At 66.1% G+C, this 13684-nt stretch carries 11 protein-coding genes; 2 read left to right on the top strand and 9 right to left on the bottom strand.

Annotation, left to right across the window (positions count from 1 at the left end; all coding sequences use genetic code 11):
• Positions 1–50 precede the first annotated feature (50 nt).
• From ABIA30_RS18760 to glf, 7 genes are all read right to left on the bottom strand, one after another.
• Positions 51–959 carry an alpha/beta hydrolase-fold protein gene (locus ABIA30_RS18760; RefSeq protein ID WP_370068064.1) on the bottom strand — a complete coding sequence of 303 codons (909 nt, stop codon included), beginning with the start codon at positions 957–959 and terminating at the stop codon, positions 51–53.
• Between the two features lie 183 nt (positions 960–1142).
• The gene (locus ABIA30_RS18755; protein WP_370068062.1) at positions 1143–2135 is read right to left on the bottom strand and encodes an esterase family protein; all 993 of its coding nucleotides are present in this window, start codon (positions 2133–2135) and stop codon (positions 1143–1145) included.
• Between the two features lie 296 nt (positions 2136–2431).
• On the bottom strand, positions 2432–4471 hold the full coding sequence (zomB, locus tag ABIA30_RS18750) for a flagellar motor control protein ZomB (protein ID WP_370068060.1): 2040 nt from the start codon (positions 4469–4471) through the stop codon (positions 2432–2434).
• On the bottom strand, positions 4449–5354 hold the full coding sequence (locus ABIA30_RS18745; RefSeq protein ID WP_370068058.1) for a decaprenyl-phosphate phosphoribosyltransferase: 906 nt from the start codon (positions 5352–5354) through the stop codon (positions 4449–4451). Before ABIA30_RS18745 ends, zomB begins: the two co-directional genes overlap by 23 nt.
• The gene (locus ABIA30_RS18740) at positions 5351–5881 is read right to left on the bottom strand and encodes a phosphatase PAP2 family protein (RefSeq protein ID WP_370068056.1); all 531 of its coding nucleotides are present in this window, start codon (positions 5879–5881) and stop codon (positions 5351–5353) included. Before ABIA30_RS18740 ends, ABIA30_RS18745 begins: the two co-directional genes overlap by 4 nt.
• Positions 5878–7839 (bottom strand): glycosyltransferase, encoded by a 1962-nt coding sequence (locus tag ABIA30_RS18735; RefSeq protein ID WP_370068054.1) that lies wholly within the window; start codon positions 7837–7839, stop codon positions 5878–5880. Before ABIA30_RS18735 ends, ABIA30_RS18740 begins: the two co-directional genes overlap by 4 nt.
• A gap of 2 nt (positions 7840–7841) precedes the next feature.
• Complete coding sequence (glf, locus tag ABIA30_RS18730; RefSeq protein ID WP_370068052.1) at positions 7842–9077, bottom strand: UDP-galactopyranose mutase; 1236 nt, start codon at positions 9075–9077, stop codon at positions 7842–7844.
• Between the two features lie 308 nt (positions 9078–9385).
• Between glf and ABIA30_RS18725 the strand changes: the two genes are divergently transcribed.
• Both ABIA30_RS18725 and ABIA30_RS18720 read left to right on the top strand, forming a co-directional pair.
• The gene (locus tag ABIA30_RS18725) at positions 9386–10378 is read left to right on the top strand and encodes a hypothetical protein (protein ID WP_370068050.1); all 993 of its coding nucleotides are present in this window, start codon (positions 9386–9388) and stop codon (positions 10376–10378) included.
• Positions 10379–10517: 139 nt separating this feature from the next.
• On the top strand, positions 10518–12128 hold the full coding sequence (locus ABIA30_RS18720) for an N-acetylmuramoyl-L-alanine amidase (protein ID WP_370068048.1): 1611 nt from the start codon (positions 10518–10520) through the stop codon (positions 12126–12128).
• Here the strand turns inward: ABIA30_RS18720 and ABIA30_RS18715 are convergent.
• Positions 12125–12937 (bottom strand): HAD family hydrolase, encoded by an 813-nt coding sequence (locus tag ABIA30_RS18715; protein WP_370068046.1) that lies wholly within the window; start codon positions 12935–12937, stop codon positions 12125–12127. The genes ABIA30_RS18720 and ABIA30_RS18715 overlap by 4 nt on opposite strands.
• Positions 12937–13683: a lysophospholipid acyltransferase family protein gene (locus ABIA30_RS18710; protein WP_370068044.1), complete on the bottom strand. Its 747-nt coding sequence runs from the start codon at positions 13681–13683 to the stop codon at positions 12937–12939. The genes ABIA30_RS18715 and ABIA30_RS18710 overlap by 1 nt, the downstream gene beginning before the upstream one ends.
• Position 13684 lies beyond the last annotated feature (1 nt).

Below are 13684 nucleotides of genomic sequence, written 5' to 3'. Positions count from 1 at the left end.
CGACCGTACCGGCTGCCACGCAGGCACCCGGACACGCCGGGCCGCCACCGCTAGCGGATGACGCTCACCAGTTCTCCGGACATCGCGCCCAGCTGTGGGCCCCAGGTGCCCCAGTCGTGCTGGCCGCCGCCGGAGAAATCGAAGTGGCCGTTGTGCCCGCCGGCGCTGCGGTACATCGAGTAAAACGTGCGGTTACTGCCCTGAGCCTGGTCGCAGTAACCGATCATCGCGGCCGGGTCGCTGCACGTCAGCGTGCCCGGGGTGAAGACCCACAGCCGGGTGTTGTTCTGCGCCAGCAGTGACGAGTGCACGGTCGGGTCGTGCCACTTCCACCGGCCGAGCTGTGGTGCTCCCCACATGCCATAGCTGTCGACACCACCGAATTGCGCCAGCCCTGCGGTGATCGCACCGTTGAGGTCGGTATACGACGGGTTCAGGAAGCCGGACAGCGAACCGGCGAACCGGAACCGATCCGGGTGGAACGCGGCCAGCGCCAATGCTGCGGTACCACCCTGCGAGGCGCCGACCACCCCATGGCCGTTCGGCGCGAGGCCCTTGTTGGCGGCCAGCCAGTCCGGCAGCTCCTGGCTCAGGAACGTCTCCCACTGCTTGCTGCCGTCGTTCTCCCAGTTGGTGTAAAGGCTCCAGGCGCCGCCCGCCGGGGCGACCACAGAAATGCCCTTGCCGGCCAGCGTGCCCATGGCGTTGCCGGCCGTAACCCAATTGCTCACATCGGGAGCGGCGTTGAACGCGTCGAGCAGGTAGACGGCGTGCGGTCCACCCCCTTGGAAGGCCACCGGAATGTCGCGGCCCATCGCCGCAGACGGCACCATCAGCGTCTCGACGCCGGCAGCCCGTGCCAGCGGAGCCCCGGCGGTCCACACGCCCACCGCCACCAGCACGGCGCTCAGTACCGCCAGCAACGACCGAATATCGGTCCGCAATCCGCTCGGCGTCATCCCAAACCTCACTCGTGTCGCACGTCTTCGGAGCATTTGGAAGCCCCCGCCGGAAAGTAGTGAACCACATCACGTCGGCCGCCGTCGCCACAAATCTGACCGGCCGGTAGCTAAGGCCGCACAAAACGCCGACGGCGGCGATCCGTGAGGATCGCCGCCGTCGGTTGGAATTGTTGCTTGGAACTACGACGACTGCGCCGAAGCACCCAGCACGCGCTGCAGGTCAGGCTTCATCTGCTGCAGCTGGTTGCCCCAGTAACCCCAGTCGTGGGTACCACTGTTGGGGAAGTTGAACACCGCGTTGTTGCCACCGGCAGCCAGGTAGTTCTGCTGGAAGGTGCGGTTGGTACGGATGGTCAGGCCCTCCAGGAACTTGGCCGGCACGTTGTCGCCGCCCAGTTCACTCGGGTCGCCGTTACCGCAGTACACCCACAGTCGGGTGTTGTTGGCCACCAGTTGGGCGATATTGACCATCGGGTCGTTGCGCTTCCAGGCGCTGCTCGCATCTTGCGTGGCGCCCCACATGTCGTTGGCCTTGTAGCCGCCGGCGTCACCCATCGAGACGTTGATCAGGAACGGCCACGATCCCTCGGAGGGGTTCAGGAATCCCGACAGCGACGACGCGTAGATGAACTGCTGCGGGTGGTAGATCGCCAGGGTCATCGAGGCCGAGCCGGCCATCGACAGACCGACAGCGGCGCCACCTGTGGGCTTGACCTGACGGTTGGCCTGCAGCCATTGCGGCAGTTCAGAGGTCAGGAAGGTCTCCCACTTGTAGGTGGAGCAACCGGCCTTACCGCACGCCGGCTTGTACCAGTCGCTGTAGAAGCTGGACTGACCGCCGACCGGCATCACCATCGAAATGCCCGACTGGTAGTACCACTCGAACGCGGCGGTGTTGATGTCCCAGCCGTTGTAGTCGTCCTGTGCCCGCAGACCGTCAAGCATGTAGACGGCCGGCGAGTTCGGGCCACCACTCTGGAACTGGATCTTGATATCGCGCCCCATGGCTGCGGACGGCACCTGCAGGTACTCGACCGGCAGACCCGGACGTGAGAACGCCCCAGCAGTCGCCGAGCCCCCGACGACGCCAACGAGACCCGGCAGCATCGCGGCCGCGGCGGCCACGATGACTGCACGGCGTGCAGCGCCGCGCATCTTCCCAACGAAACTCATGCTGCTCCCTATCCATCTTTCCTGTGACGGCGTGACAACAACCACACCTGGGCTTGCTTGCCCTATTACTGCAATGTCGCCCCTGACCACCACTCAGCCATTGAGCAGCGACCAGGTGGGCCCAATCAGGTCAGCCAACAGCTGGCCTGCGCAAAGCCCCTCGAGTGGTTACCGCAGCGCGCACGGTGTGAAATCCACCAGTTGCTCACGGTGTCGTGACACCCGACTGGTTATCGCCGCCGCGTGTGGCGGCGTTACCCAACGCCTCGAACCAGGTCGACATCTTCACGCCAACGCTATGGTCCAGTAGCCGGTAAGCCAGTGTAAGGGGTCGACCGGCTTACAGGCACATCGAGCTTGCAGCGGTCGAGCTCATACAGCGGCACCCGGTCGATCCGGTACTGCGAAAAATCGAACGCATTGACCAGGTTCGAGAAGAACATGTGTGCATCCATCGGGCCACGCACCGAATTCAACATCGCCTCGGTGTCAGGGCAGGTCAGTGCCACTGCGGCCTGGTTCACCCAGTCCTCATCGATGTACGGCGGAATCCACGGATGTTCGCGCAGGAACGGCCCCTCGGCCACCGCCCAGTCCGGGAACAGATCCTTGTCGTGGCCGATCCGGGCGTCATTCAGCCGCTCGGTGTGCGCGGCCAACGGGTTGGCAAGGCCGATCTGGTCGATCACCCGCACGTCCAGCGGCAGATTCATGCCCATCATGCCCAGGTTGGTGAAAAAGACTGTGTGTGGGCCTTTTTCGAACCAGTTCGGCGGCGGCGGTGGTGCCTTCGGACCCGGAACCGGCACGGGCGGGGGCATCGCCGGCACCACGTCCCACTGGTCGTAGTTGCCCGACGGCAGCAGCAAAGCCCCGACCGGGGTGTTGTCGATTGCCTCGAGCACCGCGCGCATACGCGGGTAGTCGAGATAGTCGGCAGCCGTCAGCGGATGCGCGTGGCCGGTGGCCTGCGAGTAGAAGCGCCGTTCGTCGACGATGCCGGAGTACGTCACCCGGGTGGCGTCGAAACCCAGCCCAGGCGAATTGGCCGCCCAGATGGACCAGCCCACGATCGCCAGCCACAGCGCCGTCGTCGTACCGGCTAACGCATAGCCGACCTCGCGAGCGATGTTCTTACCGTCCGGCAGCACGATCGGAATCACCGCGACCGGCGTCATCAGGCACATCAGCGGCACCAGCATCACCCGGCCGTGCATGAAATCGCCGCCCTGCCGCAACCAGTACAGGCCCTGCAGCAATCCACTGCCGACCATGAAAATGACCACGGCCGTGGGGCTTTGGATGCGCCGGGCCAACGAGCGGTAGCCCCGCGGAGCGCTCTGCCCCCACCACGGGCGGCTATGTGTGACAAACAGCACAATGGCCAGCGCCGCGGCCAGCACCAGCGGCACCCACAGCAGATACGGACGATTGAAATTGGTCAGGTACTCCAGACCCTGCGACCACTTGGAACCGGTCGCGTCTTTGGCCAGCGCGGTGATCGGGACGATCAACCCGTAATAGCCCATCCGGAAGATCTGGTAGGCCACCGGCAACAACCCACCGGCAACCACGATCACCAGACGCCGACGCCGACCGCTCGCCGCCAGCAGCATCATCACCAGGGCTGCACCACCGATCAGCGCCAGCTCGGGCCGCACCAGAACCGAAAGGCCCGCCAGCGCCGCCAATGCCGCGTCGAAGCGAACCGAGGTGGCATTGGCGTCGGTGTCGGCCTGCTCGGACCTGTCGGCGCGATCGACGCGTGGGGCCTGTGACCAGCACACCATGGTCCACCACAGCGCGCCCAGATACGCCATGACCAGACCGTTCTCCAGGCCCGAGGTGGCGAAATCGCGGGCTGGTGGCACCGCCAGGTAGATCACCGCGCCGGCCGGCAGCAGCAGGGCCCGACGACCCCGCAATCCGGGCGCATACAGGCGCCCGGTTCCGAGCATCATGAACACCAGCCCGGCCACGCTGAGAGTGAGCGCCATCGTCAGCACCACGTACTCCAGCTGGACCGACCCGCCGATCCAGGCGCCGACGGTCACCAGGTAGGTCCACAGCGTGGAGGTGTTGGACTCGACGCGCTCGCCGACGTTGAACACCGGGCCGTTGCCCGCCAACAGATTCCGGACCGTGCGCAGCACGATCAACCCGTCGTCGGCGATCCAGCGCCGTTCCCAGGCGCCCCAGCCGAACAGCGCGGCGCACACCAGAACGCTGACCCACAGGCTGATCCGGGCCGCCCGGCCGTAGGGGAACACCGGTCCGCTCAACAACCGAGGGACCGGAGCGGCGTTCGCCGGATCAGCTGAAGTAGATTGCGGCACCGAGCGATCCGATCAGCGCCAGGCCAAGAAGTTGCAGCACCCGGTCGTTGAGTGCGATCTCTTCCGGCTCGCCGGCCTGCCCGCCGTCGACATCGACGGCGTAGCGCAGGATCGCAATGGTGAACGGCACCATGGACACCGCGAACCACGGGCCCTTGTTGCCTTCGAAGGCCCACAGTCCGTAACAGAGCACCACTGCGGTGGCCGACAGCGTCCAGACGAAGCGCAGATAACTACTGGTGTAGGACTCCAACGCTTTACGGATCTTGGCGCCGGTGCGCTCGGCGAGTTGCAGTTCGGCATAACGCTTTCCGGCCGACTGGAACAGCGAGCCGAAAGCGAACACCAACAGGAACCACTTGGACAGCGGAATCCCGGCGGCCACACCACCGGCGATGGCGCGGATCACGAAACCTGACGAGTTGATGCAGATGTCCAGCACCGCTTGGTGTTTCAGGCCGAAGCAGTAGGCCAGCTGGGTCACTATGTAGATCGCCATGACCAACGCCAAGTTGGGCGTGAGCAACCACGAGATGACGAGCGAGGTGACCCCCAGCACCACCGCCAATCCGTAGGCCAGCTGAACCGGCACCACCCCGGCGGCAATAGGCCGGTACTGCTTGGTGGGGTGCACCCGGTCGGCCTCGACGTCACGTGCGTCGTTGACCAGGTAGATGCACGATGCCGCCATGCAGAACACCACGAACGCGACCCCGGCGTGCTTGAGCACCTCGGCATAGCTGTAATGAGCTTGTGCGCCAAGCGATGCCAGCGGGGCGGCCAACACCAGGACGTTCTTCACCCACTGCCGCGGACGAAGCGCCTTGATGACGCCACTCACCAGGTTCTTCGGCGGACCCAGCTCTCGCGTCTGTTCGGTCATGCGTCGGCCTTTGCTCCTCGCTGGGAAATCGCGCCGACTGATTCGGCGACAACGGCGCCCACCACGACTCCGGTGAGCACGTCGCTTGGGTAGTGCACCCCGAGCACCAGCCTGGACAACGCCATGGGCGGCACCAGGATTGCGGGCAGGGGCAACCCGGTGGCCCGGCCCAACAGGATGGCTGCGGCGGTGGTCGACGTGGCGTGTGCCGACGGGAAGCTCAGCCGGCTGGGGGTGCCGACATTGACCGAGATCGCCGGATGGTCCGGCCGCGTCCGCTTGACCACCCGCTTGATCACCACGGCTGCAGCATGCGCCAGGAAGGCACCGACGCCCGCGGTGAGCCAGGCCCGGCGGCGCGATGGTTGCAGCAGCGCTCCGAGCAACGAGACGCCGACCCATCCGGCGCTGTGCTCGCCGAAATGCGACAGGGTGCGGGCCCCCGTCAGCACCCCCGGGCGTCCGACCAAAACCGACTGGACGGCAACCAGGACGGCGTCCTCGCCGCGTGGGCTATCGGCGTTCACTTGGCGCCGGAAACTTCTGCTGCAGCCGAACTCTCGCGGGCGATCAGCACGGTTTCCCACTTCTCCTTGCTGGACAGCGTCGGCAGCGCATTCCGGTATACCCGTCGCATCCGATTGAACTTGCGGGCCAGCAACGCCTGGCGCTTCAGCGATTCGCGCAACAGCTCGAACATCTTGGCGCGGTCGCGCTGGCGGTACACCACGCCGCGGCCGTCCGCAGTGGTGACGGTGACACCGTCGACGCGGCACAACGAGAACCACCGCGCATCCTGCGTGGCGACGTTGATCTGCGGACGGAGGTGATGTTCGGGGTCCTGCGGAGTGAGCTGGTGCAGGACACCGCGGGTCAGCCGGTACCCAATCGACGGCAGGCTGGTGGGAATCTTGACCTTCCGACGCCAACGCTTGTCCGACGGCGCGGGCAGCGTGGTCGCACTCTCCAACACCACCGCGTCCGGGTACTCGGCTCGCATGGCGCGCACCTCGGGCAGCGCGGACTCCAGGATGGAGAAGATGTGCTCGGGCCCGGCGAGGAAGTCGTCCATCGCCCTGTTCTGAATGGCCACCGTTGAATACTCAAGGCACAGAAGGTGTTTGAACGTCGCCTTCAGGTGGCTGGCGATCAACCCACGGACGTTGCCGTCCCAGTGCAGCGCCGCCACGACGAGCCGGTTGCGCAGGTGGAAGTACGCCTGCCAGTCGATGGCGTCGTCCTTGTCGCTCCATGCCATGTGCCAGATCGCCGCGCCCGGCAGGGTGACGGTCGGGTAGCCGTGCTCGGCGGCCCGCAGACCGTAGTCCGCGTCGTCCCACTTGATGAACAGCGGAAGCGGCTGGCCCAGTTCTTCTGCCACCGACCGCGGGATCATGCACATCCACCAGCCGTTGTAGTCGACGTCGATACGCCGATGCAGGATCTTGCTGCGGTGTTCCTCCTCGTCATTGAGGGGGTACTTGGCGAAGTTGTGGTCGTACTCGGCGTTGACGGCGTGCGTCCACATGAAGTTCGCCGCATCCACCATCTCGCCCATGACGTGCAGGTGCGATGGCTCCTGCAGGTTGAGCATCTGACCGCCGACCAGGGTCGGTGTCTTGGCGAACCGGTTCAGCGCGAGCGCCCGCAGCACCGAATCGGGCTCGACCCGGATGTCGTCGTCCATGAACAGAATCTGTTCGCAGTCAGTGTGTTTCAGCGCCTCGTACATCACCCGGCTGTAGCCGCCGGAGCCGCCGAGGTTCGGCTGATTGTGGATGGTCAGCCGGTCCGCCAACGGGGCTGCGGCGGCGGCGAAGTCCGGATGGTCGCTAACCTTGTTGGCGCCCTGATCGGACACGATGACCGCACCGATGACGTCGTCCACCAACGGGTCGGAGGTGAGCGCCGCCAGTGCGTTGACGCAGTCGGCCGGCCGGTTGAAGGTCGGGATACCGATCGTGACGTTCGCCCGCCCAGGCGCTTCCACGGGGGCGTACCACCCGGCGTTGTGCACGGTCACCGCGGTGTCGGTGGTGATGTCGAACCAGATCCAGCCGCCGTCCTCGAAGGGCTCGAGCCCGATCTCGAACTCGACTTCCGCCGGCAGACCGTCCGATCCGCTGTCGATCTCGCTGCCGCCCACGGTGATTCGCGCGCCGGTGGCCTTCGACCGGTAGACGTCCACCCGCGCGCTGCCGGTCAGCTCGACCCGCAGCACCACCGAGGTCAGTGTCGACCAGCGCCGCCAGTAACTGGCCGGGAAGGCATTGAAGTAGGTGGCGAACGAAACCTCGGACTCCGCACCGATTTCCAGGGTGGTGCGGTTGGGCGCGTGGGCCCGCCGGGCGTTGGTCGCCGATTCCACGATGTAGAGCTTGCGGACGTCCAGCGGCTCGCCGGGACGCGGCAGGATCACTCTGGACAGCAGGCTTACCGCTCGAGACTGGCCTGCGGCCAATGCACCCGACGGAATGTCGCTCATGGTCAGCTACTTTCTGCGACGGCATCGCCCAGGGCAGCACCGTCACGGAGGTGCGGCGCCAGGACGTTGTCGTACATGTTCAGCGCACTGGCGATGGCCATGTGCATGTCGAGGTACTGGTAGGTGCCCAGCCGGCCCCCGAACAGCACTCGGTTTTCTTCGGTCTCCGACTTCGCCCGGGCCCGGTATTTGGCCAGGAGGGCGCGGTCGGCATCGGTGTTGATCGGGTAGTACGGCTCGTCGTCGTCGTTGGCGAAGCGCGAGTACTCCCGCATGATGACGGTCTTGTCGGTCGGGTAATCCCGTTCGGGGTGGAAATGCCGGAACTCGTGAATCCGGGTGAACGGCACTTCGGGGTCGTTGTAGTTCATCACCGGAGTGCCCTGGAAGTCGCCGATGGGCAGTACTTCCATTTCGAAATCCAAGGTGCGCCAACCCAACCGACCGTCGATGTAGTCGAAGTAACGGTCCAGCGGACCGGTGTAGAGCACCGGGGCGTCCGCGGACTGGGCGCGCACCTGGTCGCGCACGTCGAACCAGTCGGTGTCCAGCACCACGTCGATGCGGTCATCGGCGGCCATGTTCTGCAGCCACGCGGTGTAACCCTCGACCGGCAGACCCTCGTAGGTGTCGTTGAAGTAGCGGTTGTCGAAGTTGTAGCGCACCGGCAACCGGCTGATGATCGACGCCGGCAGATCCTTCGGATCGGTCTGCCACTGCTTGGCGGTGTAGCCCTTGACGAAGGCCTCGTAGAGCGGCCGGCCGATCAGCGAGATGGCCTTCTCTTCGAGGTTCTGGGCATTGTCGGTGTCGATCTCGGCGGCCTGCTGCGCGATCAGCGCCCTGGCTTCATCCGGGCTGAAGTAGCGCCCGAAGAACTGCGACACCAGGCCGAGCCCCATCGGGAACTGGTAGGCCTGGCCGCCGTACATCGCGAAGACTCGGTGCTGGTAACCGGTGAAGTCGGTGAACTGCCGCACGTAGTCCCACACCCGCTGATTGGAGTTGTGGAACAGGTGGGCGCCGTATTTGTGTACCTCGATGCCGGTCTGCGGCTCGGGTTCGGAGTAGGCATTGCCGCCGAGGTGTGGCCTGCGTTCGATCACCAGGACGCGCTTGTCCAGCTGGGTGGCCGCGCGCTCGGCAATCGTCAGGCCAAAGAATCCGGAGCCGACGACAATGAGGTCATACGGGCCGGCCGGCAGGCGCTCAGCAACCCGGGAATCAACGGAGGTCATCGACTCTCAGGGTATCCGACCGACACCGTTCAGCCCGAAAACACCCGGTCGGCTCACCCGACCCGCGTCGGCCCGCCCGGTGGCGCCCGCCTTATCTACTCCGCGTATGCGAGGTGGTCGCGATTCGCTCACGATTCAGCATCGTCACTCTAGTCACACCATTCACAGCCGTACCATCGAACACGTCGGTAATTTCCGATTCGGCGGCCAGCCGAATCCCCTGAACACCGGCGCCAACAACCGCACCGGGTAGGCCTGATCAACAGGCCGAGCCGGAAACACGTAGTCCAGATATTGAGGAGACTTCCGTGCCGAATCGACGTCGACGCAAGCTCTCGACAGCCATGAGCGCAGTCGCCGCACTGGCCGTCGCAAGTCCGATTGCACTCGTGGCGGCCGCGCAGCTCACTCCCGCGGCTCCCACGCCGCAACATCGGGAGTTCGTGCAGGCCGCATTGGTCACCGACCTGCCCAGCGAGGTCGTGTCCGCACTGTCCCAGGGTCTGTCCCAGTTCGGTGTGAACATGCCCTCCATGTCGGGCATCCTGACCGGCGCCAACTCGCCGGCCCCCACGGCGCTGACCAGCCCGGGTCTCGCCAGTCCCGGCCTGACCTCGCCCACCGGCCTGACCTCGCCCGGCCTGACACCGCCGTCGGGTCTGACCTCGCCCGGTCTGACCTCACCGGCCGCCGCGACCACACCTGGCCTGACCGCACCCGGCCTGACCCCGCCGGCAGGAGCCACCGCTCCGGGGCTGACCCCAGCAGCCGGCCTGACCTCGCCGGCCGGGCTGACGACCCCAGGCTTGACCAGCCCCGGGCTGACCTCGCCGGGACTGACCAGCCCTGGTCTGACCGCACCTGGTCTGAGCACTCCCGGACTGAGCACTCCCGGGTTGACGACGCCTCCCGTCAGCGCAGGCCTGGGCGCAGCTCCGGGTCTGGGTGGCGCCGGCACGCCGATGACCGACCCGAACGCCGGGCTGGGCCTCGGCCCGGGCCAGGGTCTGGGGGGATCCCCCGGCACCTACCCGATCCTGGGTGACCCCTCGGCCGGCCTCGGCGCAGGCGAAGGCCTCGGTGGGGGCAGTGGTAGCGGCGGTGGTGGCGGTCTGATCAGCGATCTGACCAGCGCGGCCAACCAGCTCGGTGCAACCCAGGCGATCGACCTGCTCAAGGGCATGGTCATGCCGGCCATCATGTCGGCCGTCAAGAACGCCGCACCGGCAGCAGCGGCACCCGCCGCAGCAGCTGCACCCCTTGCCGCCCCGGCAGCCGCCGCGGCCGCACTGGTCCACTGATCCCAGTACCTACAACCAAACGGCACCGCAGAAGCCCACCAACAGGCTCTGCGGTGCCGTTGCCTGTCACAGCATATTGACAGAGCAGTAAGCCGTGTCGAAACACCGGTAACAGTTGGCACATACGTAACATCGGGCCGTGCCGCGTCGTCGCCCAGCGCCGTCGATTCTGTTGTCCGCCGTTGCGGCGACAATCGTCGCCTTGCCGTGCGTGCTGAACCTCTCGCATGACCAGACCACGGGATCACCATCCAGCACGCAGCTCAACGAACAGCCGTTGGTGGGCGTCGGCGGCGGTCAGACGGTCCGCGAGATCCATCAGGACACCCCCTTCTCGATGGTCGCCCTGACCGCATCGGATTTCACCGGGACCTCCGCCCAGGTTCGGGCCAAACGGGCCGACGGATCCTGGGGTCGGTGGTACGTGGTCGAGGCACCGGACGGCGTCGGCGAAGCACGCGGCATCACCAACGGCACCGAACCGGTGTTCGTCGGGCGCACCACCACGGTGCAGATCGCGGTGACTCGACCTCTCGGCGCGGCACCAACCCAGTCGACGGCATCCGCACCGCCGGGCCCCGGCTTGGGTTATCGGCCGGTCGACGCCGAGAAACCGCTCGGACAGACCCTCAAGGCGGTACTGATCAGCCCGCCGAAGGCGCCAGTTGATTCCCAGCTGCAACCGCCGACTGCGGTGTCCGCGCCCAACCAACCACCCAACATCATCAGCCGCGCGCAGTGGGGTGCCGACGAGCGCCTCCGATGCGGAAACCCGATGTTCACCAAAGGCATTCGCGCCGCCATCGTGCACCACACCGCGGGCAGCAACGACTACGCCCCGGAGGATTCGGCGGGCATCGTCCGTTCGATCTACGAGTACCACGCGCGCGAGCTCGGCTGGTGCGACATCGCTTACAACGCCCTGGTCGACAAGTACGGGCAGGTGTTCGAGGGTCGCTACGGCGGCATGACCAGGGCCGTCCTGGGCTCGCACACCGGCGGGTTCAACTCCGATACCTGGGGCGTCGCCATGCTCGGCAACTTCGACGTCGAGCCCCCCAGCCCAATCCTGCTGCGTACCATCGGCCGACTGATCGGCTGGCGGCTCAGCCTGGACCACGTCAACCCGCTGGGCAACGTGGTCCTGACTTCCGCCGGCGGCGATTTCACCCACTTCCCTGCCGGCTCGACACCCACGCTGCCGACCATCTTCACCCACCGCGACGTCGGCAACACCGACTGCCCAGGTAACGCCGCCTACGCCGCCATGGGCGAATTACGCGACATCGCAGCGGCTTTCACTGCAGCTCCGGGCACCCTCAGCGTGACCGACATGCTGCGCGGCGGCCTGATCTATGACAAGTGGGAATCCCTCGGCGGCGGCGCCAGCCCACTGGGCGTGCCCACCTCACCGGAGGCCTCGGCCGCCGGCGACGCGCGGTACGCGACCTTCGACCACGGGGCCGTCTACTGGTCACCCGCTACCGGCGCCCAGCCACTCACCGGTGCGATCTACGACGCTTGGGGCACACTGGGATTCGAGCGCGGCGCGCTGGGCCTACCGACCAGCGGCGAGATCCAGGAACCGCAGTGGATCGTCCAGAACTTCCAGCACGGCACGTTGAACTTCGACCGCGAGACGGGCACCATCACCCGAGTCATCGACGGTGTGCCGCAAGAACTTCCGCCGCCGGCCACAGGTGAACCGGTACAGCTCGAACGGTTCAGCCCGATCGACGTCCGCGACTAGATCCACCAGCGTTCGAGTACTCGGGCCACCCCGTCGTCACTGTTGACCGTGGTCACCTCGTCCGCCGCGGCGACCACCTCCGGATCCGCATTGCCCATCGCCACCCCCAGCCTGGCCCAGCGCAGCATCGGGATGTCGTTGGGCATATCACCGAACGCCACCACGTCATCGGCGGTGATCTCCAGCGGGACAGCAACTTCCGAGACACCGGTCGCCTTACTGATCCCTAGCGGAACCACCTCGATCAGACCATTGTTGGTGGAGTAGGTCAGATCACCTTCCAGGCCGATATGCGGAGCCAGGGCAGCGGCCATGTCGCCACTGGCGGCCCCCGCCTTGCGGATCAACAGCTTGACCGCCGGCACACTGAGCATCTCGTCCAGCGACACCTCGGTGTTGTCCGGGTTGTGCCAGGCATGTTCGTAGCCGGGCGAACTCGCGAACTGTGGTATCGACTCGTCGAACGCACTGCGGCCCACCCTCTCAACCGCCAGTCCGACTCCGGGAATGACGCGAGCAGCCACCTCGGCCAGTTCGGCCAGCAGATCGGGCGCCAGCGTATGGGCCGACACGATCCGGTCCGCGGCGGAGTCGTAGACGACAGCGCCATTGGCGCACACCGCAATTGGCGCCAGTCCGAGCTCCTCGACCACCGGCGGGATCCAGCGGGGCGGACGTCCGGTGGCCAACACGAACTGCGCACCGGCGGCCACCGCAGCGTGGACCGCGGCGCGGGTCCGGGCAGTGATCCTCTCGTGCTCGTTGAGCAGAGTGCCGTCGACGTCGGTAGCGATCAACGCGGGGAGCATCACCGGCCCCCAGCAGACTTTCGGGCCCGCTCAGCCCATTCGGCCTTGTCCAGGACCTCGGCCTCGGCGGGCGTCGGCGCGCCACCGCCCAACCGGTTCGGTACCCAATAGGCGTCCGCCGGGTGCGGGTACTCCTGCTGGACGGCGTGCAACTGATCGGTCATGGTGTCCCGTAGTACGTCTAGTAGGTCATCGACCGATCCGACGGGCGGAATCGGCGTGCCCACCCGCACCGTGACCGGAATCTTTCTGCGGCCCAACCTCTTCGGATGATCCTTGGTCCAGACTCGGTGCACACCCCAGACGATCACCGGGATGATCGGCACACCGGCATCCAGCGCCATCCGAGCCGCCCCGCTCTTGAAGGCCTTGAGTTCGAAACTGCGGCTGATGGTCGCCTCAGGATAGACACCCACCAGCTCCCCGGCCCGAAGACGCTTCACTGCAACGGGATACGCGTCCCCGCCGGCACTGCGATCGACCGGGATCACCCGGGCACGCCTGACCACAAACCCGACGACCGGGATCTTCTGCACTTCCATTTTGAGCATGAATCGGATCCGGCGGCGGCAGTGTGTGGCTGCCAGCGCTGCCGGCATGAAATCCACATAGCTGGTGTGGTTGATCGCGATCACAGCCCCGCCCCTAGCCGGAATGTGTTTCAGCCCTTGATAAGTGATGCGCGTGCCGGTAGCCGCAACTGCAGACTTGACAGCGATCTCCAAGCTTCGGAAAACCGGTTCCATT

Origin of the sequence: Mycobacterium sp. MAA66 (assembly GCF_041261665.1) — a bacterium.
GTDB lineage: Bacteria > Actinomycetota > Actinomycetes > Mycobacteriales > Mycobacteriaceae > Mycobacterium.
The sequence above is the reverse complement of the archived record's forward strand: the minus strand, read 5'-3'. Positions and strand labels throughout refer to the sequence as shown.

Excerpts from the sequence above, each read along its gene's own strand:
- ABIA30_RS18710 (WP_370068044.1), bottom strand. The coding sequence starts at position 13,683 with ATGGAACCGGTTTTCCGAAGCTTGGAGATCGCTGTCAAGTCTGCAGTT.
- ABIA30_RS18760 (WP_370068064.1), bottom strand. The coding sequence starts at position 959 with ATGACGCCGAGCGGATTGCGGACCGATATTCGGTCGTTGCTGGCGGTA.
- ABIA30_RS18745 (WP_370068058.1), bottom strand. The coding sequence starts at position 5,354 with ATGACCGAACAGACGCGAGAGCTGGGTCCGCCGAAGAACCTGGTGAGT.
- ABIA30_RS18715 (WP_370068046.1), bottom strand. The coding sequence starts at position 12,937 with ATGCTCCCCGCGTTGATCGCTACCGACGTCGACGGCACTCTGCTCAAC.
- glf (WP_370068052.1), bottom strand. The coding sequence starts at position 9,077 with ATGACCTCCGTTGATTCCCGGGTTGCTGAGCGCCTGCCGGCCGGCCCG.
- ABIA30_RS18755 (WP_370068062.1), bottom strand. The coding sequence starts at position 2,135 with ATGAGTTTCGTTGGGAAGATGCGCGGCGCTGCACGCCGTGCAGTCATC.
- ABIA30_RS18735 (WP_370068054.1), bottom strand. The coding sequence starts at position 7,839 with ATGAGCGACATTCCGTCGGGTGCATTGGCCGCAGGCCAGTCTCGAGCG.